We start from the raw sequence: 25,288 nt of genomic DNA, 5'->3' as shown, positions 1-25,288 counted from the left end.
TTTTTCACAATCTTTACGTCCCATAAATTTTAGGCTTTAGTACGCCAATATACGGGAGGTTTCGATAACGCTCAGCAAAGTCTAAACCATAACCGACAACAAACGCATCGGGAACTGTAAATCCAGCAAGATCTGGCACCAAATCAACCTTCCTTCCGTCAGGTTTATCTAAAAGCGTCACAATCTTAACTGATTTTGCTTTTCGATAATGGAACAGCTTCACTAAATAACTTAACGTTAGTCCGCTATCTATAATATCTTCTACAATAAGAACGTCACGACCTTCTACTGAAGTATTTAAATCCTTAACAATTTTAACTTCACCAGAAGTAACCGTTCCAGCGCCGTAGCTTGATACATCCATAAAATCTAGCTCAATATGGGTATCGATTCTTTTCGTAAGATCTGCCATAAAAGGTAGTGCACCTTTTAATACACCGACAACAAGGGGAAACCTTCCTTCATATTCTTTAGTAAGTGCATCACCTAGCTCACGTACCTTCTTTTGTATTTCTTCTTCAGATATTAATACCTCTTGGATTTCATCTTTCATTATTCTGTTATACCCTCCTGTAACTGCTGCTGAAAAGAATTATACCCAGCCTTCACCATGAAATTCAAATGAAAGCACTAAATATTTTTGCGAAATTTCTGTGACAGCACCTTTTTTAGAATGTCCTAATACGGGAATCCATATCACTTCATTATTACCATCAATAACGAGTGGCCAAATCTTTCGTTTCGATTGCTCGATTTTATGATCAATAAAAATTCGACTAACTTTCTTGGATCCTTCCATCCCAACTAATTGGATACGGTCCCCATCCATTTTTGTTCTAACGGTAAGTGGGTAGGTAACTTGTTGGGCATCACATATGTACGTATATGGGCTTCGTTCTTCCCAAGCGAGGTTTGATACGAATTTTGCACTTATCATTCCCAACTTTGTGGATATACATCCTGGAACTTGCAACTTATATGAAAAAGTATAAGAATCAAGCTCAAGCTTATGAAAACTAAACCGACAGAGATTATAAATTCTTTCAATAGATAATCCTTGTGGAAAGTCTAATCGGCCAGATGGATGGTCGGAATTGATAAGTAGTTGAACCTGTTCGATATGTATGAATGATAGAAATGGGTAATTTTCCCCGTAAAGATATTTTAATATTAGATGAATCGCTCTTCTTTGTAAAGGGACGCGCAGACGTTTGAAACCTTCGACGGAAATCGTTATTTCACCTTCTGTTCTTTTCTCTATTACCTCTTCTAAATGTGTACGAGTTAATTCATCAAGATAGACCTGATCATCGTCTATTAATTCACTCATACGCTGAAAATGAACATGTGCTTTTGGATTTTCACTTTTAATAAAAGGTAAAACCTCTTTACGGAACCGATTTCGAACATACTTATCCGAAAAATTGCTTTCATCTATTCTTGGCTGTAACTTCTCCTCATTACAGTATTGTACGATTTCTGCTTTTGTTATTCCTAAAAATGGCCGAATTAACACTCCTGTTGCAAAACGTCTCGTTACAGGGATCCCAGACAGCCCTTCTGCGGTTGTCCCACGCACTTGATTCATTAGTATTGTTTCTATTTGATCATCACCGTGATGAGCTAAAGCAAGGTAGTCCGCACGATATTTATTCATTACCTGTTTAAAAACATCATATCGACATTTTCTTGCTGCCATTTGTACACTCATACCGAACCTTCTTTGAACTGCTTTCACATCTACACGATGACCTTCAAAGGAAATGTTACGTTCTAAACAAAATTGTTTAACGAACTTATAATCCAAAGCAGAAGTAACTTCTCTTAATTGATGATCTATGTGACAGGCAATGATCTTATAACCTTCTTTTTCACTTTCATCCCATAAATAATGTAACAAAGCCAGAGAATCAGGCCCTCCAGAAACACCTACAACAATCGTCGTATTCGGTTGTAGCAACTGATGTCGTTTAATAAACTGCTTAACGTCCTGTTTCATAACGTTGCCCAATTCCACCTTTCTTAAAAGAGAAAATCGCTAACGCAAAAACAAGTCCGCCTGCAATAGCACCTGCCTGAAGCATCGTACTAATTCCAAGCTCTAGCCCTAGTAAATAATCACTTTCAACAAAAGCCAACATTGTAAAATATGCTTTACTGCCAGGAACTAATGGAATAATTGCAGGAATACTAAAAGTTGTTGCTGGTATTCGAAACTTCTTGGCGAGAACTTGTGCAATAGTTGCACTCGTAAACGAAGCCAAGGCAGTAGCTAAAATAATAGAAATTCCGTATTCAGGAAGTGTACGGTATATAAACCATGAAAGACACCCGATTAAAGCTCCTATAAACAAAGCTCTTGTTGGAACGTTAAATAGAATTCCAAAACATATCGTTGCTGCATAAACAAAAAGTAATTCCAACCACATGATTAAATCCCCCAGTTATGTTAAAAATAAACCAATGGCTAGTGCCACTCCCGTTGCAATAGATAGTGCCGTCAAAACAGCCTCTGCTCCTCTACTTACCCCTGCAACGTAATCACCTGAAATTAAATCTCGCACCGAATTGGTCAGGGGGACCCCAGGTACAAGGGGCATTAATATTCCTATTATAATTTGGTCTAAGTTTGCACCAACCCCGAAATACACAAGGCCAATGGCAACACTACCTCCAATAAAAGCGGATAGGAACTCTGCAAAAAATTTTACCTTTAAATACTCCTGCAATTTAAACACACAAACACTCACAATAAACCCAGCAATAAAGGCAGGCAACATATCACGTAAACTGCCCCCAAATAAGTAAGAAAAACCAGCCCCAGCTACTCCTGAAGCAATATGTACGAGCCAAATTGGGTAGTTCATTGGCGCTTTAGCAATTTCGTTCAACTTTTCATAAGCTGTTTCTTCATCTATTTCACCTGTGACAAACTCTCTAGAAACTTGGTTCACTAATGAAACTTTATTTAAATCGTAAATACGATCATCGACCCTTATCATTTGCATTGTATCTCCTCTACCAATTTCATCAAAGGAGAGAAAAATGCCAGTCGTTGTAACAAAGCTATGGACATTAACAAACCCTGCTGCTTTCGCCATTCGTTCTAACGTTTCTTCGACTCGATACGTTTCTGCACCGTACGTTAGCATGATTTCTCCTGCTAACAAACACACATCCATCATACGATCTGCTCTAGACATGGGCACCCTCCACAACATACCTAAAATCCATCTTCTAGTACGTGTTCAAAAAGGAGGACAAAAAGAGCCGAGAAGTTCGAGGAAATACCCTCTTTCGACCGCCACTACAAATTATTAACTTCGACGTATTCACTAGTATAGCCGGAGTTCTATTTCGGACAGCTATTTTCTCGGACTTTTTGAATATCCTTCTTCTACATTAATTGTCCAAATAAGTATAGGATATATGCCAATATAATGAAAGAGATAACAAGAAAGATTTCTATCCAATAAGAAGGCTTCGTTGATTTTTTTTTGACTTTCCTCTGGGTTCTAGGTGGATGTGACGGCTTACTCTTTTGGTAATGTGTTGATTTTTTTTGAATAGCTGTCATTACGTCTTTTTTCATCATCTGGGCATCACCATACTTCCCTTGAAGTCCTTTTACCATCACATCACGATACGGTTTTAGCCCAGGTTTCATCTCAATCGCTTGTTTCAGTTGTTGTAATGATTGTTCTCCCTTTTTATCAAAGCGTTTAGGGTACGAACAATTAATCATGATCATAACAAGAGAGAATAAATCATAGCTAGGCTCTGCGACTCTAGAACCTAGTCCCCAATAACCCCGATCAAAAAACTCTGTATATTCTTTAATTGACCTTCCAAGTAATGTCGTTCCACCAACATCAAGCCAGCGAATTCGTGGAGTTGGACCCACAACGATCAAATTATCAGGTTTTAAGTCACCAAACGCCCATCCTGCCCGGTGGAGGCGATCTAAATCACCTAATAATTGAACCATTAAAATACCAATCCATTCTTCTCCTCGTTTAGACGTAAAAGTAATTAACTGTTCTCCCTTTAAATACTCCATTACATAAAATGGAAGCACTCCTTGGTTTGTTACTAGATCATCTACATCTAACAAAGAAGGTCCAAGTACCTGACCTTGGACCTTCGAAAAATGTTTTAAGACATTAACCTCAGATGTGATGGCCATGCTATCCACACCTATTTTTAAAGCAACTTCACCTTCTACGCATCTTGCTAAATAAACAGATCCAGTTGCACCAGACCCTAGTAATTTAACAATTTGGTATTTCTTTTTATGCCACTTTCCAATAACGGTTGTCCCTGGATTTAAGTTACATGCCTGAGTCTTCGAGTAATTCATCCTCGCCACTAGAGATCAAACTCCTTCTCGAGTTAGTTTTCTCAAACCTTTGTAGTGCAACTTGTAAAGCAGGCCCAGTTGGAGTAATACCACCTGATGACAACTTATGAAAAATACCAGTTAGAGAATCTAGTTTAGGCGTCCAGTCTAATAGACGGTCGATATCCTTTCTTTTCCCTGGGAACGAATAGAGCGAAAAGCGATTATCTCCCATACGAGAAGTAAGGCTTATAGATAAATCTGTTAACGCATCCTGTACCATTGGCAATTTGTTTTTCATACTAGCACTTGTATCTACTAGAATTAAGACATTTAAATCTATCGTTTCTCCTAACTCATCGACAACTTCCATGACTTGACCCCGTTTCTCTGGAGACAAGTCTTCCATTTCTTGTTCTTTTCCTAATATTTGTTGAAGCTCACGATTAACCACACCGTATAATGTTTGAGTCATCGCCTTTCGCGTTACCATTTGTACGGTCTTGGCTAATTGTTGTGCATATACGATTTGACTAACACCACCGCCTGCCATGGCAATGGACTCTATTTCTTGAACGCCTTGTTCATTCATTGGACTATTATCAACAACACCTATGACATTTACAGTGATACCTTGTTCTTTTGCTAAAGCAGCAATTGCGACAGGGTCTTCACCTTGGTTTGAACAACCATCTGTAATGAGCAAAATTTGGCGTAATGAACCTTTACCCAAGCATATCCCCTCCAATTTTCTGAATGTTACCATCATTCACCATTTGGAGGGGCTTTATACATGATAATATACGACTTACTCTAGGACTATTGAGCTCTTTTTTTCTCAATTTTTTTAGGTTTATATAATGGGATCGCTGCCCATTTCGGCATATTTCTCTTAACCTTAGCCACTACAATTGTCATATCATCCTCTATACTACCTTCATTACGAATAACTCTCTCTAAAATTATATCAGCTACTTCTTGAGGATCTTCAGATGATATTTCAGTAATGATTCGCTTCATCCACATTTCTTTATTTTCTACATGTTTCGGTGCGTCAAAAATTCCATCGCTCATCATAATTAATAAGTCTCCAGGTTTTAATTGCTCACTCACAACATCAACATCAAATTCTTGTATAATGCCCATTGGCAAGTTACTCGCTTCAATTTTTGTGACACTAGTTCCTCTTTTAATAAAACTAGGGATTGAACCAATCTTTAAAAACTTGACGTTTGCATCTTGTAAATCTATCATCGCTAGATCCAGCGTAGAAAAAATCTCATCCGTAGTTCGTAAAGATAAAACAGAATTCACTGATTTTATCGCAACGGTCTCCTCAATACCAGACTGTAAAACTTTCTGAAGTAGCTGTAGAGTTTCATTACTTTCTAAGTGAGCACGTTCTCCATTCCCCATACCATCACTAATGGCAATCGCATACTTTCCAGATCCTAATTCAATCGTAGAATAACTATCTCCAGAAACATAGGCACCACCTTTAGCTACCGTAGCGACCCCTGTCTCAACGACATATTTCTTGGCAGACCCAAACGAAACATGACTATAGCCATTTGGGTAAAAGCTTCGTTCTTCTTTTTTAATAATAATGGTCTCTCCTAAAATATCTGATAGCATTGGCGCAACAATCTTTTCACACTCACCATGCCCATTATCATTAGCAATACTCATTTCTATCTCAACATTTCCTTGTTCCAAATGAAAAATATCGATATGTCCAACTTCTAAACCTACACTTCTTAGCGCTTCAAGAATTTGCTCTTCTTGAATGTAATGCGCTTCTTTCTCTCTTTGAATCTCTTTAGCAAAGTCATTCATTACTCTAGAAACCCCGAGTAATTGGTCTGCTACTAACCTGCGACTTTCTAACACTTGCTTTTTCAGTTTTTGATTGGCGTGAAATTGGCCTAGCTCATGTTGAACCACTTGGGCAACTTTCTCATGTTTAACACAATACTTTTTCCAATCGGCTTTAAAAATTGGGTCTCTAATTTCCCCATTTTTTTCGATTTCGTTCATAATTTTATTCATAGACTCATATGTTTTATTAAAGTTATTCACCCAGCAACGATCTTTTTTGAAACAAGCCTGACAAGTTTTTTCGGTAACATTGCTTAGGAAATAATCAACCTCTTTTTCCACATCACCAACATCAACCGCTGTAGATGTAGACGAAAAGCTATTCGATAACGTTTGGAATAAATGAGAGAATTGTTCAACTCTACCAGCTGTAACGTCTCTAATTTTACGTAAATACTGCTGTTGTTCTTTAGAATGCTCGACTGTTCCTGGAATATAGCGCGCCAACTTGCTAATGAACGTCCTTGGCGTAAGAAGGAAAACAGCAATCGCTACCCCTGATTCCATCACAGTGATTAAAACCTGGTCAGAACCCTCACCATACAAGCCAATAAGTAAAGTACCAATTAATAAACCAATACTTACACCTATTTTTTTACCTTCTTTCAACAAACCACCTAAAAGCCCAGCAAATGCAAGTAAACTCATCTGGTAAAGACTCGCAACACTAGCCAAGCTTAGAATTAACCCTGTTACAACACCGACAGTTGAGCCAATTGCCGCTCCAGCAACAAAAGCAAACACTAATACTAAATAACGAGCTAATATATGTTCAACTGTTAAATCATAAATCATCCAACCGATCGTTCCCGTCATCACTGAAGCTAGTAAAATTATCAAACAAACAATCTCTTCATTCTTTAATGGTTGTTGACTTCGCTTCGCCGTTATAAGTGGTACACTTTGAAGAAAAATCATCGTTAGAATGAAGCTAAGACTGGCCTCTACTCCAGCTATCATCCAATCGTAGCTGGTTACACTGCCTTGCATAAAAAACGTCAGCGTGATACGGGCAGAAACACTCGCAAAAAACACAGTAAAAGGTAAGACCTTTGTTTTATTGTCATTAAATTTTTCGGCTACTTTTTGATAGACTAAAAATAATAACAGTGAGGTTAATACAAACCAACTGCTTTCAATTATATGTGTCATCGCTCCAGCAAAAACTGCAAGTGCTGCAATCCCTAGCTTGTCCCGTTTCAATACATAGATAGCAGCAACAAAAGGTAATACAAATGGTGTAATCTCCGACAGGATCATAGCACGTCCAAGTAGAAACCCAACGATAAAAATTAATAGTCCCCATTGATAGAAAAGTATATTCGTTCCCCTTTTGGCTTTCTCTGTTGCTGATGTAGTTAACGCCATTGCTTTGTCAGGAAACGCCCAACCACGAACGGGCTCAATAACTCCTTTTGTAACTCTACGTAACATTCGCAACACCCCACGGTTTATTTTCGTGGTTTCATTATAAACATATACTGGATTCAGTTTTTGTCAGAATAACAAGTCGAATGAAAAAAAGTCTTCGACTCCTTTCGTGTAAATGATTGCTCGATTTCCACTCTTACCCATAACTAAGAATAGATTGACAGCAAACTTAGCAAAAATTGCAAAAACAGTGACTTATGAACGATAGTTATGACGAAAGCTTTTTAGTATATACTCCTTTTTAAAAGGCGGATTTCTTAATCTTTGTTTCTATTGGACCTTTTTTTCACATAGCTTTGTTAACTTTGCGCTCATCGTTTGAAAATGTGAATTTAACACGCCTTTAAGCTCCTGCCAAAATCAACAATGACAATATGGTTGGTTAGCAGTCCATAATAACAAACTTCAACAACCTTTTTGAAACCCTTTCTAAAAGATTGCTACTACTGAACATTTTTTTAGAATATTTATAAGCTAAGAATTTACCATTTGAATCAAAAAAACTGCACCCAATAATGGATACAGTTTTATTTTAATATGTATGGTAGCGGCGGAGGGAGTCGAACCCACGACCTCACGGGTATGAACCGTACGCTCTAGCCAGCTGAGCTACACCGCCATATCAAATACCGCTATCTAGCGACAAAATTTATTATACATAAACAAAAGACGCTCGTCAACACTGTTTTTAAAATATATAAAGGCAAGCGAAATTACGCTTGCCTTTATATTTTTATTAAAAGCGGCAGCAAGACTTACCCACGTCTAGCGCCTCGACCACCTCGCTTCGACTCTGTTTGGCGTTTTAGCGTGGAGAGACGTTCTTCACTATCTTTTAAAAATCTGTTCATCTTATCTTCAAAGGACATTGTAGGACGCTGATTTCGCGCACCACTGTTTCCACCTTTACCGTAGTTTCCTCCAGATCGTGCTGGACGTGGTGGGCGGGATGGACGAGGAGCCCGATTGGTCATCTCCTCTTTAGGACGTTCCTGAGCTTTTCTAATAGAAAGACCGATCTTTCCATCTTGCTCAACATTAACAACCTTAACTAGAACCTCATCGCCTACTTTTAAGACTTCTTTAATGTCTTTTACATAATTGTCAGCGACCTCACTAATATGAACCAGACCAGTAGTACCTCCTGGCAGCTCCACAAATGCCCCAAAATGGGTAATACCCGTTACCTTACCTTGCAACTTGCTGCCTACTTCGATTGACATGTTAAAAATTGCTCCTCCTTAAAAAACAAATAAAATAATGTTTTAAGAGATGGTTCAAAAGGGTTTGACATTCAAAATGCCAGGCTTTCGAACACACTTATATTATAAATTATACTTGATGCGGAAAAAGAGTGTCAATCCGTTGATAATTTAGGTAATTTAAACAAAATTTCCCCGTCTTTTGATAAAAAGTAATCGCGCCTTGCAATTTCCGCAATATAATCGAGATCATTGTAATTTTCTATTTCTGTTTCTAGATGAATCTGTTCAAGTTGTAAAGCTTCTAGCTTTGCTTCTAGAGCTTTTTTCTCTTCCGTTTTTTCATCTAATAACTGCGCTTGTGTATGAATAGTCATAAAAGCAATAACACTAAGGGTGACTACAACAACAGCGAATGCTGTTAAACGACGAAATAGACCTCTTCGCTTACGAAGTCGCTCTTCCGAAACTTGTTCTTGCGCTCGGTTAAAGCTGGCATCCAATTCTCTGATTTTTCGTTTTCGTTCCGTAACCATTAATCATCCCCCTTGTTGCCTCGTGTACGTATATACTTCCATAAGGCAACCGCTTTTTTCACCCATTTACTCTTTTTTATACTATTCACAAGTCGATCTAATCTCGAAAGCTTGTATACTATTTTCCCTAGCCAACTAATTGGCTTAAAAATGATCTTCCCTACAAATGTTAAAATGGTTAATACTAGTGATATTACCATGATAACCAAGGAATATAAGAGTTTCAATAGCCATTTAATAGGATTGATAAAGATTGTAACGATAAGTGCACGGACAAAACGAAAAATAGCAATAGAAGAACGGATGCAAGTTTCTAAGAGTCTTAGATATAAGCGTTGGAAAACTGCTTGATAGGCAGCATAGCCACATAATAATGCGAGAAAGATGTAAAACCTCATCTCACCTTCGTTTACTTTAAGAAGAACATAAAAGATAAAAAGACCTTGGATTAACCAGAATAGAAAGTCATTTAAGACGGTTACCCATGACAATTTCGGCCGAGGCTGTCTAGCAAATCTTCTATAGGTATCAATAGAAGCCCCAAGCCAAGTGCCTGCAGCCACCATTGATAGCATTGTATAAAATTGAATCGTTAAGCTCACTTGAACAACTTCCCGAATAAGCCTTTTGATTTCCCACTCTGACTTTCATCAAGATACACAAGGTCAAAAATTTTACCTTCAATAGAGACCAAGCCTTGCTCGACATTAAGATTTTTCATGTGTAGATTTTGACCACGGATCGAAAGGAAGCCCATTTCTGTTTCTAACAAAAACTCTTCATTGTCAAAACTCTCAACCTGTCTTACCCCAGTGATATCTAGTTTTTTTCGACCACGTAGTGTTATATCATGTTCCTTCGTTTTTCTTGCATGCCCCATCGGTGTACCAAACTCATAATTTTGTTCCATAGTTACTCCTCCTCAACACCTCAATTTATTACAAATTTATGTTTAGAGGGTAAAGAATAGAACAAGCTGTTTACTTTTCCTTATTCAGCAGTTTCAACTTGTTGCTCTTTAGTGACTGTGTACATAGTACCCGCTTCTTCTTTTCTCGTTGTATCTTTAATCGCATCCACCTTAACGGTTACAAGCTTTTGTCCAAACCGAATGACTAACTCGTCACCTACACTAACATTTGTACCTGCTTTAGCGACTTGTCCATTTACAGTAATTCTTCCTTGGTCACACACTTCTTTAGCTAAAGTGCGGCGCTTAATCAATCTTGATACCTTTAAGAACTTATCCAACCTCATATGAAATTCCTCCTTTTATTGGTACTTTTCTTTACTTTTTTCCCAAATTTCATCCATCTTTTCTAACGTTACATCCGCAAATGTTAAACCTTCTTTTGTTAATTGTTCTTCAATCGCTTGGAATCGACTTGAAAACTTTTGATTCGTCATATGCAGTGCTTCTTCTGGGTTAATTTTATAATAACGTGCCAAATTAATCACAACAAAAAGAATGTCTCCAAACTCTTTCTTCATCTTTTCTTTGTTGTCAGTTTTTAGCTCTGAGAAAAATTCTCCTATTTCCTCTTGAAGCTTCATCCACATTGGTGCAGCATCATCCCAATCAAAGCCAACTTTTGCAGCTTTCTTCTGAATTTCAAATGCTTTCATTAAAGCTGGCATACTCTTAGGGATCCCATCTAATACAGACTTTTGTTGATCAGCCTTTTTTTCTTTCCGCTTAATCTCTTCCCAATTGGCTACGACCTCATCTGCATCTTTTGCTTTTTGGTTAGAGAAGACATGGGGATGCCTGCGGATCATCTTTTCTGTAATGGAATGAATTACATCATCGATGGAAAACCAACCATCATCTTCACCAATCTGTGCATGTAACATCACTTGAAGTAGGACATCGCCAAGTTCCTCAGCTAAATGATCATCATCTTCTTCATCGATTGCTTCTAACACTTCATAAGCTTCCTCAAGTAAAAAAGGTTTTAAAGATTGATGAGTTTGCTCTTGGTCCCAAGGACATCCTTCAGGTCCTCTCAAAGTAGCAATCACACCTCTTAATTTTTGAAAGTCTTTGTAAAGAATTTCGTCTTTTTCAACAGGGGGAACATAAACAGCTGTTAAGTTATTGAGCTCTGTGACATGATCGAGTTCATATAAAGGACAGGTAACTATTTTTTCCATTGATGTTCCTACTGCAGTTGCCACTTTCACCTCATAATCATCTGGGAGTAATTCCATTAATGTTAATTTAACTTCCGAGGCAATAAACGCATCATAAACTTGGCATATAATAATATGCTGGCGAATTTGCAAGTCCTCACGCTTCAGCTGTGTTCCATCTACAATTTGGCACCCATTAATAGGATCTATTTCCAATGCATTGAACATCGGATCTAAAAAGCTTTGCCCCCCTTGGATATCAACATGGATCCCACGCTCTCTTCCTTCTTTCAATAAAAGTTGAACCGTTTCTTCAGCAACTAATGGATGTCCAGGAACAGCATATGTAATTTCACTTTGTGAGCTTAATTCGGTAAACAGTAAATCTACAATCGAATGATACACATCCTCAAAGCGTTCGTGCTTCTCATATTCATCATCAAATGACTTAAACGTTAAGCCTTCACTCTTTAATTCTTCAACAACAGGGTGTCGCTCTGTTCTCAAAAAAAGCGGATCAGCTGTTTTGAGAACTTTATAGGTGCCTAGTGATAATTGTGCAAGTTCACCAGCTCCTAAGCCTATAACCGTAATTTTCTTCACGATAGATCTCTCCTTTGATTAATTACATTGTATAGTTTAGCAAAAAATGGTATTGCAGATACTTCTTTTTCTGAAAACACATTAAGCTTTATGATTAAATATAGTGCAGTGACAGCTCCTACAGACACACTCGATAACGCGATGACGCCGTCAACTGTTCGCGACAGCTCACCAGCAAATATCATATACTCTAACAGCATTCGCCACATGAGGGTTACTGCCCCCATAATAATTACTGTCATTATTACCCCTAGCAATTGCCGAACTTGCATAGGTACAGCACCATCCATTTTATAAATCATTATTATATTTAGACATGCAATGACCGCCAAGCAAAGCGTTGTCGAAATTGCCGCCCCTAACGTTCCAAGCGTAGGAATGAGTAGCACATTACCAATCCCTTTAGTTAACAGACCAATGAGTATATGCCTAGCTGCAACATGTCCTTTATCATAGCCTTGAAGTACAGCCGCTGTTGTCATAACGAGGGCTCCAAATAAAATCGCAAACGCCAGAACAAAGAGGACATCTGAACCTTCTCTATTTGTAAACAATAAGTGATTTGTCGGTGCAATGATGATCGCTAAACCGACGGATGCTAATATTCCAAATACTAAAGTTAAACGAAGGGTTAGTTCAGTTTTACGTTTTGCTTCTATGTTATCTTTTAGCTGCTTCGCTCTTGAAATCATTGGGACGATCGTCAATGCAAAAGAAGTCGCAATAATGGTTCCTAGCTGAATTAAAGGTTGCCCGCGATCAAAAATACCTTTTGAAGCTTTTGCAACCTCTGCATACACTCCACTTTCAATTAATAGGCGTAGAACTGTTAAACTGTCAATGAGTTGAATAAATACAATAACTAAGATGGTCAGCGAAAATAAAACACTGTTTTTTATGAACGGAAAGATATAGTTCTTTTTCACTTTCCCTAGTCGAAAAGAAATCCGTTTTCCTTTATTGTTTTTCCAGAAATAAAGTAGTAAACACATTGCACCCGCTAATGCTCCTAATACTGAACCGATAGCTGCTCCTAACCCAGCTCCATATGGTCCGTAGCCACCAATGATCATAACGTATGCTAAAACAAGAATGAACACGACGCGAACGCTTTGATCTGTCAGCTGCGAAACCGCAGTGGGCGTCATCCACCCCTGACCTTGGAAGTATCCTCGAAATACCGAAAGTATAGGGACGACAAAGTAAGTCAATGCCGTCACTCGTAAAGGACCCGTAAGTAACGGGTCACCCATCCACCTTGCAAGCGGCTCGGCTAAAATAAACAAAAACAAGCCAACTACTGTCGATATTAAGCTAAGTGAATAAAAGTATGTCGATAAAAGCTCCTGATCATTGTTTTTTTCTCGATTTGATAATTCTTTTGAGATAATGACTGGAAATCCATAAATGGCTAAAGTGAATGCAATCGCGTAAAAAGGATACACCTGTTGATACACATAAAAACCTATATCCCCTGCAATATTTTGATAAGGGATTCGATATACTGCACTCAAAACTTTTGTAATTAACGCTGCAAAAGTTAATATAAGTGCTCCTTGCCAAATCCTTTTTGTTTGGTCACGATTTGAGGACACAAACCTTCTCCTCCAGATTATAAAATTTTTTGGTTAAACCCATATGTATGTATTTCATTAATGGTCAATAAAACTAATCGCTATTATATCACAGTACATCAATAGCTGGTATTTGTCTCCATAACTAGGTTACAGCTCATCAGGGTTAATTTAGCGTATAAAAAAAGAAGAGGGAAAATCTCCCCCTTCTTTTTAAGCTTACGTTATTAAATAATTTTATTTCTTAATTACTTAGATGGCGTAAGCTTCCTGTCAGAGTTATTCATTCTTATTGTTCCATCTGTCTTGCTAAAAACCCAGCAGCCGTCTCTGCCAGCTTTTGCTCAACTTCACCTGAAAAAGTTTCTTCTTTATTAAACATGACCACTGCTCCAATTGGGTCGCCGTTCGCAATAATAGGTGCAACGACTAAGCCTTTCACATCTTCCTTGTGGTCACCTACAATGTTGAACTCTCCTGCAGAAGCTTCTACTCTAGATTTTCTTTCATCCATTGTGGCTTCTACAATTTCACCAATGCTTTTACTGTAGTATTCTTTCTTAGAACCTCCCGATACAGCTATATATGTATCACGGTCCGCGATAAGTACAGTATGACTTAAGCTGTCATAAAGAGCTTCTGCATACTCTTTTGCAAAGTCACCTAACTCTGAAATAGGTGAATATTTCTTTAAGATAACCTCACCGTCTCGATCAACGAAGATTTCCAACGGATCCCCTTCACGAATTCTCAACGTACGTCGGATTTCCTTTGGGATGACAACACGACCTAGATCATCAATGCGACGAACAATTCCAGTAGCTTTCATACCTAGATGCCTCACTTTCTAATGATGTAGTAGCATAGGAAATGGTTGTTAAAAAACCTCATTAATTTTTTTAACCTTTGAAAAACCATCCACTAATGTTGAATTCGTCTTGTCTTTATTATCTATTGCTTGGAAAAGAACTATTCACCAATTTTTCATATTTCTTGTCAATTTGCTATTTCCAATTTTTGGGAAAACTTAGAAGTACTAGTTATTTCTTTACAAGGTGTAGTTCACTAAGAAGTCTTTCACAAGTTGAAAGTAAATCCTTACTTGTCATTCCTCTTGTTTTAATAACGACTTTAATCTTATCACCAGAAGTACCTAATGAGACTGCTCTTCCAAGTTGATTTACTAACTCGAACAGCTTCGCACCATTAATTCGCTTACTTTCTTCCTCTGTCATCATTAGGGTACAACTATCTTTCGTTTGTGTGATTTCACTAACTTTCTCTTGCTTCGCATATAGCTTTATTTTCGTAATGCTCAATAGGTCAGCAACTTCTTCAGGGTAATCACCAAAACGGTCGATGAGCTCATCTTGTAAATCTGACAGGTCTTCCATATTTTCAACGGCTCGGAATTTTTTATACATTTCAATTTTCTGTTTTGAATCTTGAATGTATGTTTCGGGAATATAGGCATCAACCATCATATTAATTTCTACTGTAAATGGAGGTTCTTTCGGTTTGTCTCCCTTCCGTTCTTCAATGGCTTCTTTAAGCATTTGCGAATAGAGATCAAAACCGACGGATTCGATAAATCCGTGTTGCTGAGCACCTAATAAATTTCCAGCACCACGAATTGATAAATCACGCATGGCAATTTTAAATCCTGAACCAAGTTCTGTAAATTCTTTTATAGCCTGTAAACGTTTTTCGGCAACTTCAGTAAGTACTTTGTCACGTTGATACGTAAAATAAGCATAGGCCACTCGATTGGAACGACCGACACGGCCTCGGATTTGGTAAAGCTGTGACAAGCCCATTTTATCGGCATCATAAATAATTAATGTATTCACATTTGGAATGTCTACACCTGTTTCGATAATTGTTGTCGTAACTAAGACATCACTGTTTCCTTCAAGGAAGTCAATCATAATTGACTCTAGTTCCCGTTCATTCATTTGGCCATGCGCAAATGATACTTTTGCATCAGGTACAAGCATTGAAATTTGATCTGCCATTTTCGTTATATTTTCAACTCTATTGTACAAAAAGTAAACCTGTCCGCCTCTCGTTAACTCACGTTCAATTGCTTCCTTCACGAGAGAAGCGTTGTATTCAACAACATAGGTTTGAACTGGAAAACGGTTTTCTGGCGGTGTCTCAATTACCGATAAATCACGCACACCTAACATTGACATATGAAGCGTTCTCGGAATTGGCGTTGCTGTTAACGTTAAAACATCAACGTTCGATTTTAGTTGTTTAATCTTTTCTTTATGTGTTACTCCAAATCGTTGCTCTTCATCGACGATGAGTAACCCTAAATCTTTATACACAACATCCTTTGAAAGTAGTCGATGTGTACCAACCACTATATCAACTGTACCTGCTTTTAATCCTTTGATTGTTTCATTCTGCTCTTTTCTCGACCGGAAACGGCTTAAAACACCAATACCAATCGGAAACTCTGAGAAGCGCTCTCTAATCGTCTCATAGTGCTGTTGAGCTAAAATAGTGGTAGGCACAAGGACAGCTACTTGCTTTCCGTCCATAATGGCTTTAAATGCAGCACGTATCGCAACCTCTGTTTTACCGTAACCTACATCCCCACAAAGCAGTCGGTCCATCGGTCTTTGCCTTTCCATATCCTGTTTAATTTCTTCAATTGCACGAAGCTGATCTTCTGTTTCTTGATATGGAAATGAATTTTCGAACTCTTGTTGTTCGATCCCATCTCTTGTGAAAGGATGGCCAACACTTGCCTCTCGTTCTGCATAGAGTTTAATGAGATCATCTGCAATATCTTCTACTGAAGACTGTACTTTTCGTTTTACCTTTTTCCAGTCACTACCACCTAAAGCGTAAATTTTCGGTTCTTTTTCTTCACTGCCTACATATTTCTGGACTTGATCAATTTGTTCGACGGGAACATACAGCTTATCATTTCCCTTATACCTTAAGTGCAAGTAATCTTTATGTGTTCCATTGATCTCTAAAGTTTCAATCCCTAAATATTTACCAATACCATGGTTAGAGTGAACGACAAGGTCGCCAACTTGTAATTCAGAGTAGCTTTTAATACGTTCTGCGTTAGAAATTTTCTGTTTTCTTTGCGTCCGTTTTATTTTTTTCGTAAACACTTCTTCTTCGGTAATGACAACGAGTTTTTGCAGAGGTAGCTCAAAACCGCTATTTAAAGTCCCAGTTAAGATTTGTACCCTGCCCTGTAGTAGTGGACTTTTTTCCTCAACTAATTCAGCTTCAATTTTATAATCATCAAGAACGTGTTGAAGTCGCTTCGCACGATCTTTAGTTGCTGCGAGAAATAGGACCGTCCATTTTGACTTAAGCCAACGATCGCTTTCTGTTTTAAGTAAATGTAATTGTCCATGGAAGTTTTGCATTGCTTTACAATTAATATTAACGATATTTTTTGGGTTCGTTGAAGGAACGTGTTTTAAAAATAGAGATAAATAAATTAGTGGAAACTTACTCGTACTTAATAAGCCCTCAAACGATTTAGACATTTCTAAATCAGAAATGACCTCTCCTTGTTCTAAAAGAGCGGTTAACCATTCTGCTTCCTCTTTTTCTAAATTCATAGCCATTTCTTGTACACGACTAATTTCATCTATGATAATGACGCTATTTTTACTCGCATAATCGAGTATCGTAGCTTTTTCATCGTAGTACAAAGACATGTATTTGTTCATACTTTGAAAAGCAATCTTCTGCCTTAACTGACTCACTTCATACGATATATGTTGAGTAATTTTTTCTTTGACGGTCTTGTTTTTTATTTTCTTTAACGTTTGTGACAGACCTTCTTCAAGACGTTCTGCCCCTTTTATATAGTGCTCTTCATCAAGTATTAGTTCATTGGCAGGACCGATGGTGATTTCGTCAACCTGTCCTTGGGATCGTTGATCTTCAACACTAAAATAACGAAGCGAGTCTATTTCTGTATCAAAAAATTCAATACGAATAGGCTGCTCTTCAGTTAGGGGATAAATATCGACAATACCTCCACGAATGGAGAATTCCCCTGGTGAAGCAACCATATCTGTACGAGCATAACCAATCTTTATTAGTTTATGTAGCAGCTTTTCTAAATCAATATCTGTGCCAACCTTTAGCTGACATTGACTGTCTTTCCATAGTTGTGCTGGCGGTAACAAACGTCTAAACCCTGCCATCGGTACAATAACAATTCCATCGTAGCCATTAACTAGCTGATTTAATACTTCAATACGCTGTGCCCTCATTTCAGGGCTGGCAATGGCAATTTCAGAAGAAATCAATTCATTGACAGGATAAAGAAACACTTTGCTACTATTAACAAGTGCTGAAAGATCCTCGTATAATTTTTGCGCTTGAAACAAGTTATGAGTGATAACCAATTGCGGACTTTTAATATCCTGATAAAGTGCAGATAAGAATAGCGTTCGGGCAGAGCCTGTCAATCCTGTGATCAGTTGCTCTGACAGTCCTGCTTCAACACTCGTTGAAACCGCTTTAATCTCATCACTTTCTAAAATATATTGTTGTAAGCCAAACATGGATGTTCCCCCTATTACTTACGACCATCTATTAATAACATACTTATGTTATGGTTGTACCTATTCTTCAGTTCTTTTGTATTTTCTATGTAGGAATTGTATTTCCCTTTTTTATTTTACGTTTTCTTTTACTCTTTCTAAATTTAAACAGCTTATAGAACGCCGCGTGGACTTCCTTTGTTCTAGCAATAGAAAAATGCTTTGGCTTTACAACCAAAGCTGTAGAACATTGTTTGATTCCACGTTGATTATTATTGAATGAATGATTCTAATTGATGTAAATCTGGATTTCGATCTAAAGCTTCTTGGCAATCCTCACAGATCACTTTTACATGAACATTCCCATTACCGTCATAATTGATCATTTCTTTTCGTTCAAGATCATTTAAGTGGTCAAACCCTAATTGTGTTGATGATAGTGTTGTTGCTTCTATCTTACCTAAATTTAATTGACAATGTCGACATTGGTAATGAATAGCCATAGATTTTCCTCCTTGATGTATAACAATCTTATCCCCAGTTTGAAAGTAAGTAACCCCTACTTTTAAACACAGTCTTATTGCTAGTCTCTCCATATTGAGGTAATCTATTCAACACTATATATTACAACTAGTTATACTGATTCATTACATTAGGAAATTCATTTTTTAACCAATAGCGACAAGCCTCTGAAGCCTTTTTAATAGCTTGTTCGAGTGGTTCTTTCTCTTCTGGTCTAAATGTACCAAGCACATGATTAACTACGCTTACTCCTGGCTCTGGGCGTTCAACACCTATACGGATCCGCTTAAACTCACTCGTTCCTAAATGCGCATTTAATGATTTTATCCCATTATGACCTCCATGGCCACCTTTTTGCCTTAATCGAATTTGTCCTACTGGAAGATCCATGTCATCAAAAATGATGAGCACATCTTCAATGGCAATTTTATAATAATCCATGAGTGGACGTACACTTTCTCCTGATAAATTCATATATGTAAGTGGCTTAAGCAAAAATACTTTTTCACCATCAACTATGCCAGATCCATAAACACCTTTAAATTTGGATTCCTTAAGCTCAATTCCCATTAGCTCCGCACATTCATCTATTACCATAAAACCTGCATTATGCCTCGTTTGTTCATACTTTGCACCTGGGTTACCTAAACCAACAATTAGCTTCATTTCTCCAACTCCTCAACTTACTTTATATTAAGTTAGAAAAAGGTATAACCTCTACGCAGGCTATACCTTTTACTCTTACGCTTCTTCATTTCCTTCTGTTTGTGCTTCTTCACCTTCAACAAGTTCAGGCTCGCCTTCTTCTTCAACCTGTCCTGGCTCCTGTTCAGCCGCCTGAACAAGGACGGTTATTATCGTTTCTTCAGGGTCATTCGTAATCTCTACAGATTGTTGGCTTACAATATCTTTAACCTGAATTGAGTCACCAATATTTAAGTTAGAAATATCGACTGAAATCTCTGATGGAATTTCAGATGGTAAAGCCCGGATAGATAATTGATGAACTAAGTGGGATACCATACCTCCATCACTTACTCCAGGTGCTTCACCTACGAGTTGAACCCTTACTTCTGTATCGACTTCTGAACTCATATCGACCGCACAAAAATCGACATGGACAAGTTCATTTTTAAGTGGATCTACCTGCATATCATACACCATTACTTCATGCTTGTTCCCATTAACATCAAGTGAAATAATAGAATTGCGTCCCTCGTCTCTCACTAACTTGATAAAGTTAATTTGATCAACTGCAATTGGTTGGCTTTCTACCTTTTTCCCATATAGAATACCAGGTACTTGCCCGTCTTCTCTAAATTTTCTCGTTGTTGATTTTTTTAAGTCTGGACGTGTTTTCGCTTGAAGTGCTACTGCCATTCTAATCACCTCTACTTGTTTTTCATTACTATAAAAGTACTTCTATAAAAAGGTTTTCCCTTTTTGTAGTAATTCAAACAAATAAAGTGAAAGTAACCGTCTTTTACTTATTAATCAAACAATGTACTAACTGAAGTATTTTCGTGAACGCGAATAATTGCTTCTGCCATTAGTGGAGCAACAGACAATTCTGTAACTTTTTCAATTTTCTTTTCTTCCCCTAAAGGAATAGTGTTCGTTACAACTAGCTCGCAAATTTTTGAGTTTTGAATTCGCTCGATTGCAGGACCTGAAAGTACAGGGTGCGTACAGCACGCATACACATTTTTTGCCCCATGCTCAACAAGTGCATTTGCTGCTAATGTAATCGTACCTGCCGTATCAATAATATCATCGATAATAATGGCGGTTTTACCCTCAATATTACCAACAATATTCATTACTTCAGCAACGTTTGGCTTTGGTCTACGCTTATCAATAATCGCAATTGGTGCCTTTAAACGATCAGCTAGCTTACGTGCACGAATAACACCGCCATGGTCTGGTGATACAACAACAACGTCTTCTAACTCTTTACCTTTAAAATAATCTGATAAAATTGGCACACCCATTAATTGATCGACTGGAATATCAAAAAATCCTTGGATTTGCGTTGCATGCAAGTCAAGTGTTAACACTCTTGAAGCTCCTGCTGTTTCTAAAAGATTAGCGACAAGCTTTGCTGTAATTGGCTCACGTGAACGAGCTTTACGGTCTTGACGTGCATATCCGTAGTACGGTAGTACCACATTAATTGATTTCGCTGATGCACGTTTACAAGCATCAATCATAATAAGAAGTTCCATCATATGCTCGTTAGCTGGAGCACTTGTGGATTGAATTAAGAAAACATCTCCACCACGGATGCTTTCTTCTATGTTAATTTGTACTTCACCATCACTAAAACGAGTTACAGAGCTTTTCCCCATCGGAATACCTATATGCTCGACAATTTGATGAGCTAATTCTGGATTTGCATTTAGAGTAAATACCTTTAAACTTGGATCACCATATTTGGGCATTATTGTTTTACCTCCAACCACTTAGTCGTTCTTTTTTTTCTCTTTAATTTTTGTTACATAACCTTCTTTATTCACTTGCTTTGCACGAGCTATAGAAAGTGATTCACCTGGAACATCGTCTGTTATAGTTGAACCTGCAGCTACATAAGCATTTTTCCCTACAGTAACTGGGGCAATTAAGTTACTATTACAGCCGATAAAAGCACCATCTTCTACCTTAGTTAAATATTTGTTGACACCATCGTAATTTACAGTAATAGATCCACAACCTAAGTTAACGTCCGCTCCTATTTCTGCATCACCAATATAACTTAAATGAGAAGCTTTACTTCTTAGTCCCATCGTTGTTTTCTTTATCTCAACAAAGTTTCCTACTCTAACTTCATCTTGGATAGAAGATAATGGTCTAATATGAGCAAAAGGGCCAATTGATACATCATTGCCAATTGAACTTTGATGAACAACTGATTGCTTAACCGTTGTTCTATCACCTATTTCACTATCGACAATTTCTGATTGTGGTCCAATAACACAGTCGTTACCAATAGTCGTTTTTCCCATGATCATTGTTCCTGGGTATATAACTGTATCTTGCCCAATTTCAGCATCTGCAGAAATATAAGTATTCGAAGGGTCTACAATCGTAACTCCTTCTCTCATCCACTTTTTATTAATCCGTTCTTTCATTATTCTCTCTGATTCCGCTAATGCTACACGATCATTTACACCTAGCGTTTCTTCAAAGGAAGCTGTTTGATAAGCAGCAATATTTTCTCCTGCGTCTTTTAGGATCTCAATAACATCTGGAAGATAATATTCGCCTTGAACATTTTGATTTCCAACGTTTTGAAGCGCTTTAAATAACGCTTGGTTATCGAAACAGTACGTCCCTGTATTAATTTCTTGAATTGCTTTTACTTCATCAGAAGCATCTTTATGCTCAACAATTCGTTCCACAAGCCCATTTTGATTACGTACGATTCGTCCATATCCCGTCGGGTCATCTGCATGAGCGGTTAATACAGTTGCCATTGCATTTTCTTGTTCATGATAAGAAAGCAATGCTTCTATCGTCTCTGCTGTTACTAGAGGTGTGTCTCCACATAAAACAACAGTCACTCCTTCTTTTGTTGCTAATAGCTCTTCAGCTTGCAACACCGCGTGACCTGTTCCTAACTGTTCTGCCTGTATTGCGTAGGTAATATCATCACCTAATTGTGTTTTTACCTGCTCAGCACCATGGCCAACGATGACGACGATGTCGGAGAAATTAAGATGCTTGACTTGATCTACAACATGCTGTACCATTGGTTTTCCGCAAACAGGATGTAGAACTTTGTACAGCTTTGACTTCATTCGTGTTCCTTGTCCTGCGGCTAAAATGACCGCAAATCGATTGCTCATGTTTACCCTCCACAGTTTTATTCCATTAAGAATATATCTTAAATACGGTCTTATTTCAAGATAAACTAAGTGAATTAAAGTAAGTGAAGATATAGAGAAGGAAGGGTAAATACCAGTAATCGGTTCGTTTCGGACCACCTCAGTTGATCCATTAAATTTCACAGATTTGTCACTTATTCTCCTTCAAACTTAATGACTAGAATCAAAAGAGGCTGACCAACAAATGCGTCAACTCCACTAGCACAATACCTTTTAGCTATTTAGCTCAAAAGTATTGGCTTACAGTTGCTTGACATCTGAATAGTCAACCTCTATCTAAACCTATGTTTAGGCACCAGCTTCTTCGAATTCGACTCCCTCAGTTTCACCTGCTCGCTCATATTCAGCAAGAACAGCAGATTGAATTTTTTCGCGAGTTTGTGAAGAAATTGGATGAGCAATGTCTCGGAACTCACCATCTGGAGTTCTTTTACTTGGCATTGCAACAAATAGTCCATTATTGCCGTCAATTACACGAATATCGTGTACAACGAATTCGTTATCAATCGTAATTGAAGCAATTGCTCTCATACGTCCCTCCGTGTTGACACGGCGTAGTCTCACATCTGTCACTTCCATGAATGTCACCACCTTTTTTCAATGTAAATCAACATCTATTCATTTCGCCATTTCCTCTTGATTTCCTTTTTTTTTGTAAGAAAATTATAATATTTTTTGTATCTTACACATTTGTTCACAAAATGTTCAAATTTACATATGTGTTTTCAGTTTAAAACCCATGAGCTAAAGCTTACTTCTTTTCAAACCGTGAACGTAACCCTTCACCGAATAATTGAAGAGTAAAAATAGTAATTGTAATCATAAAAGCAGGCGCTAGAGGAATCCATATGTTGGAATGTAAAAATTTACGCGTATCTGCTAACATCGTTGGCCATATGTGCAGGTCATTTCTTACTAATATCCCAATCGCCTCATCGAGCACCCAGGTTTGCGCAAAGAACATGGACAGGAAACCTAGCTGCCCTAAGAGCAGCATTACCCTTGATGCATCTAAAAAGAACAGTACGATAAGTTGATTTCTAAGATGACGCCAATAATAGAAACGTAACACAGTCGACCATTTACTCCCGTTAATGACCGCCCCTTCCATGTAGGCAGATCGATCGATTTGGGCAACTTGAGTTTGCACAGCAGTAGCTGTTCGGCCACACTCAAGTAGAGCTAATGTAACTAGGATTAAAACAAACCTGTATTCAGATGCAATAATCATCGGTAAATTCATAAATAGTAAGGCAAAAAATAAAATAGGCACCATAGAGAAAAAACTATTTAAGCTAGATACAACTAAATGAAAAAAACCTTTGTTTTTTCTTGCTAATATTCCTAGAGGCACAGCAATTAAAAACCTAATTACTGTAATGGCTAACAAAACTAGTAACGTATCTCTGCCGCCTGTAATAATTAACGTCAATAGATCGACACCATAATGATCAGTTCCTAACCAATACATTTGAGATGGAGAAAAAGGTGCTACTTCAATCGTACCATCGTCATGTAATATATATTCTTTTACATCTTCTGGATCTTGTAAAAACGGAAAATAAGGCCCAATTATGGAAACAAATAATAGAATTAATAAAAGAAAGCTCGAAAAGATTAATTGTTTATTCACTACGATCTCCTCCTTTCCAAAGTGGAGACCTGTACATTAAGAGCTTACAAATTAATTGTATAAAGACGACTAATGTAATAAAAACGATAAGAAAAGCAACAACCAACTCTGGTTCATAATATTCATTACTAAAAGGAGTCCGATTGACCCCTCCCCCAATGGTTGCACTTGCAAAACCTAAAGCCTGATACAATCGATAGGCAGCCCCTGGAAAATAGAGTAGGTATTCTATAATTAATAGATTTGATAGAGCATATAATAACATTGTCGGAATATGAGGAAGAACTTGAATAATGCTATTTGCAAACTGATGTTTTCTAAGCACATAAAAATTAGTAAGTCCTTTACTTTTACCCGTTACTATATAAGGCTGACTCCTCTCTTTTTCTAATGCTGATGATACAATTCTGGCCATATACATAGTTGGAAAGAACGATAGTAACCAGCCCGCTAATAAAAAGTTATGTCCACTTTCGTACCCATACAAGCTAAAGTGAGGAAATCCTTTGCTGATCAACCACAACAGAAACACTTGTACAATAATAACTAAGAAGAAATCAGGTAATGACTGAAGCGTAAATGTCGTATGATGACCAAATATTCTCCACCTACTATTACTTGTCGAATAGTCAAAAAAACCTTTTATTATTCCTATGACTAAAGCAAATCCAAACGCAATAGCAAGAATGATTATACTTCGGCTACCAAATGTAATCACATCTGAAAATACTGACGAACCATAGCGAGTTTCTCCAAGCGTACCCTCTATAAAAACCATAGAAGTATAGGATTTTAAGTTATCAACATAGTTAGCTGCAGAGAATGTATAGGAAGGTTTAATCTCATACTCCGTAAATTCAAATCCAAGATCACGGGGAATAAAAACAAGTAGAATTATAATTACAATGGCAAATAGCCATCCTATAAACGATTTGATAAGTTCTTTTGCAAGAATCAAAATATTCACCCTTTCATCTTGATATTTTTTCGACAAAGGGTGACCAAGTTCCTTTATTTA

At 37.6% G+C, this 25,288-nt stretch carries 24 protein-coding genes and 1 tRNA gene; all 25 read right to left on the bottom strand.

All coding sequences use genetic code 11. The features are described from left to right. Positions 1-13 precede the first annotated feature (13 nt). The 25 genes from hpt to GKP30_RS19770 all read right to left on the bottom strand — a co-directional run bounded on the left by hpt (position 14) and on the right by GKP30_RS19770 (position 25,228). Positions 14-553 carry a hypoxanthine phosphoribosyltransferase gene (gene hpt / locus GKP30_RS19890; protein WP_236035242.1) on the bottom strand — a complete coding sequence of 180 codons (540 nt, stop codon included), beginning with the start codon at positions 551-553 and terminating at the stop codon, positions 14-16. 39 nt (positions 554-592) lie between these two features. Further along, complete coding sequence (gene tilS, locus GKP30_RS19885) at positions 593-1,999, bottom strand: tRNA lysidine(34) synthetase TilS (RefSeq protein WP_216831213.1); 1,407 nt, start codon at positions 1,997-1,999, stop codon at positions 593-595. Next, on the bottom strand, positions 1,983-2,429 hold the full coding sequence (locus tag GKP30_RS19880) for a threonine/serine exporter family protein (RefSeq protein WP_216831212.1): 447 nt from the start codon (positions 2,427-2,429) through the stop codon (positions 1,983-1,985). Before GKP30_RS19880 ends, tilS begins: the two co-directional genes overlap by 17 nt. Positions 2,430-2,444: 15 nt before the next feature. Continuing rightward, the gene (locus tag GKP30_RS19875; protein ID WP_216831211.1) at positions 2,445-3,203 is read right to left on the bottom strand and encodes a threonine/serine exporter family protein; all 759 of its coding nucleotides are present in this window, start codon (positions 3,201-3,203) and stop codon (positions 2,445-2,447) included. A 194-nt stretch (positions 3,204-3,397) separates the two neighbouring features. Continuing rightward, the gene (locus GKP30_RS19870; protein ID WP_216831230.1) at positions 3,398-4,360 is read right to left on the bottom strand and encodes a protein kinase domain-containing protein; all 963 of its coding nucleotides are present in this window, start codon (positions 4,358-4,360) and stop codon (positions 3,398-3,400) included. Further along, the gene (locus GKP30_RS19865) at positions 4,332-5,072 is read right to left on the bottom strand and encodes a VWA domain-containing protein (RefSeq protein WP_216831210.1); all 741 of its coding nucleotides are present in this window, start codon (positions 5,070-5,072) and stop codon (positions 4,332-4,334) included. Before GKP30_RS19865 ends, GKP30_RS19870 begins: the two co-directional genes overlap by 29 nt. 86 nt (positions 5,073-5,158) lie before the next feature. Then, on the bottom strand, positions 5,159-7,651 hold the full coding sequence (gene spoIIE, locus GKP30_RS19860) for a stage II sporulation protein E (protein WP_216831209.1): 2,493 nt from the start codon (positions 7,649-7,651) through the stop codon (positions 5,159-5,161). A gap of 539 nt (positions 7,652-8,190) precedes the next feature. Beyond that, positions 8,191-8,267, bottom strand: a tRNA-Met gene (locus tag GKP30_RS19855). A 136-nt stretch (positions 8,268-8,403) separates the two neighbouring features. Continuing rightward, a complete protein-coding gene (locus GKP30_RS19850; RefSeq protein ID WP_216831208.1) occupies positions 8,404-8,871 on the bottom strand; it encodes a S1 domain-containing RNA-binding protein in 468 nt (155 codons plus the stop codon). 134 nt (positions 8,872-9,005) lie between these two features. Beyond that, a complete protein-coding gene (locus tag GKP30_RS19845) occupies positions 9,006-9,386 on the bottom strand; it encodes an FtsB family cell division protein (protein ID WP_216831207.1) in 381 nt (126 codons plus the stop codon). Further along, complete coding sequence (yabQ, locus tag GKP30_RS19840; protein WP_216831206.1) at positions 9,386-9,988, bottom strand: spore cortex biosynthesis protein YabQ; 603 nt, start codon at positions 9,986-9,988, stop codon at positions 9,386-9,388. Before yabQ ends, GKP30_RS19845 begins: the two co-directional genes overlap by 1 nt. Continuing rightward, positions 9,985-10,296, bottom strand: a complete 312-nt coding sequence (gene yabP / locus GKP30_RS19835; RefSeq protein WP_216831205.1) for a sporulation protein YabP — start codon at positions 10,294-10,296, stop codon at positions 9,985-9,987. The genes yabQ and yabP overlap by 4 nt, the downstream gene beginning before the upstream one ends. A gap of 80 nt (positions 10,297-10,376) precedes the next feature. Further along, entirely contained in the window at positions 10,377-10,643 is a 267-nt protein-coding gene (locus tag GKP30_RS19830) for an RNA-binding S4 domain-containing protein (protein WP_216831204.1), read from the bottom strand. Positions 10,644-10,658: 15 nt separating this feature from the next. Next, complete coding sequence (gene yabN, locus GKP30_RS19825; protein WP_407928646.1) at positions 10,659-12,122, bottom strand: bifunctional methyltransferase/pyrophosphohydrolase YabN; 1,464 nt, start codon at positions 12,120-12,122, stop codon at positions 10,659-10,661. Continuing rightward, positions 12,119-13,717 (bottom strand): putative polysaccharide biosynthesis protein, encoded by a 1,599-nt coding sequence (locus GKP30_RS19820; protein ID WP_216831203.1) that lies wholly within the window; start codon positions 13,715-13,717, stop codon positions 12,119-12,121. The genes yabN and GKP30_RS19820 overlap by 4 nt, the downstream gene beginning before the upstream one ends. 268 nt (positions 13,718-13,985) lie before the next feature. After that, a complete protein-coding gene (gene spoVT, locus GKP30_RS19815; RefSeq protein WP_216831202.1) occupies positions 13,986-14,525 on the bottom strand; it encodes a stage V sporulation protein T in 540 nt (179 codons plus the stop codon). A 211-nt stretch (positions 14,526-14,736) separates the two neighbouring features. Next, complete coding sequence (gene mfd / locus GKP30_RS19810; RefSeq protein WP_216831201.1) at positions 14,737-18,252, bottom strand: transcription-repair coupling factor; 3,516 nt, start codon at positions 18,250-18,252, stop codon at positions 14,737-14,739. Between the two features lie 251 nt (positions 18,253-18,503). Then, positions 18,504-18,734, bottom strand: coding sequence for an anti-sigma-F factor Fin family protein (locus GKP30_RS19805; protein ID WP_216831200.1), 231 nt, complete (start codon positions 18,732-18,734; stop codon positions 18,504-18,506). Positions 18,735-18,861: 127 nt separating this feature from the next. Next, complete coding sequence (gene pth / locus GKP30_RS19800; protein ID WP_216831199.1) at positions 18,862-19,419, bottom strand: aminoacyl-tRNA hydrolase; 558 nt, start codon at positions 19,417-19,419, stop codon at positions 18,862-18,864. A gap of 75 nt (positions 19,420-19,494) precedes the next feature. Then, complete coding sequence (locus GKP30_RS19795; RefSeq protein WP_216831198.1) at positions 19,495-20,133, bottom strand: 50S ribosomal protein L25/general stress protein Ctc; 639 nt, start codon at positions 20,131-20,133, stop codon at positions 19,495-19,497. Positions 20,134-20,243: 110 nt separating this feature from the next. After that, a complete protein-coding gene (locus GKP30_RS19790; RefSeq protein WP_236035241.1) occupies positions 20,244-21,194 on the bottom strand; it encodes a ribose-phosphate diphosphokinase in 951 nt (316 codons plus the stop codon). Positions 21,195-21,215: 21 nt separating this feature from the next. Next, positions 21,216-22,598, bottom strand: coding sequence for a bifunctional UDP-N-acetylglucosamine diphosphorylase/glucosamine-1-phosphate N-acetyltransferase GlmU (gene glmU / locus GKP30_RS19785; RefSeq protein ID WP_216831197.1), 1,383 nt, complete (start codon positions 22,596-22,598; stop codon positions 21,216-21,218). A gap of 327 nt (positions 22,599-22,925) precedes the next feature. Beyond that, the gene (spoVG, locus tag GKP30_RS19780; RefSeq protein WP_075388474.1) at positions 22,926-23,216 is read right to left on the bottom strand and encodes a septation regulator SpoVG; all 291 of its coding nucleotides are present in this window, start codon (positions 23,214-23,216) and stop codon (positions 22,926-22,928) included. Between the two features lie 172 nt (positions 23,217-23,388). After that, entirely contained in the window at positions 23,389-24,270 is an 882-nt protein-coding gene (locus GKP30_RS19775) for an ABC transporter permease subunit (protein ID WP_216831196.1), read from the bottom strand. After that, positions 24,263-25,228 carry an ABC transporter permease subunit gene (locus GKP30_RS19770; protein ID WP_216831195.1) on the bottom strand — a complete coding sequence of 322 codons (966 nt, stop codon included), beginning with the start codon at positions 25,226-25,228 and terminating at the stop codon, positions 24,263-24,265. The genes GKP30_RS19775 and GKP30_RS19770 overlap by 8 nt, the downstream gene beginning before the upstream one ends. Positions 25,229-25,288 lie beyond the last annotated feature (60 nt).

It is taken from the genome of Alkalihalobacterium elongatum (assembly GCF_019024285.1).
Classification (GTDB): domain Bacteria; phylum Bacillota; class Bacilli; order Bacillales; family Bacillaceae_F; genus Alkalihalobacterium; species Alkalihalobacterium elongatum.
The sequence above is the reverse complement of the archived record's forward strand: the minus strand, read 5'-3'. Positions and strand labels throughout refer to the sequence as shown.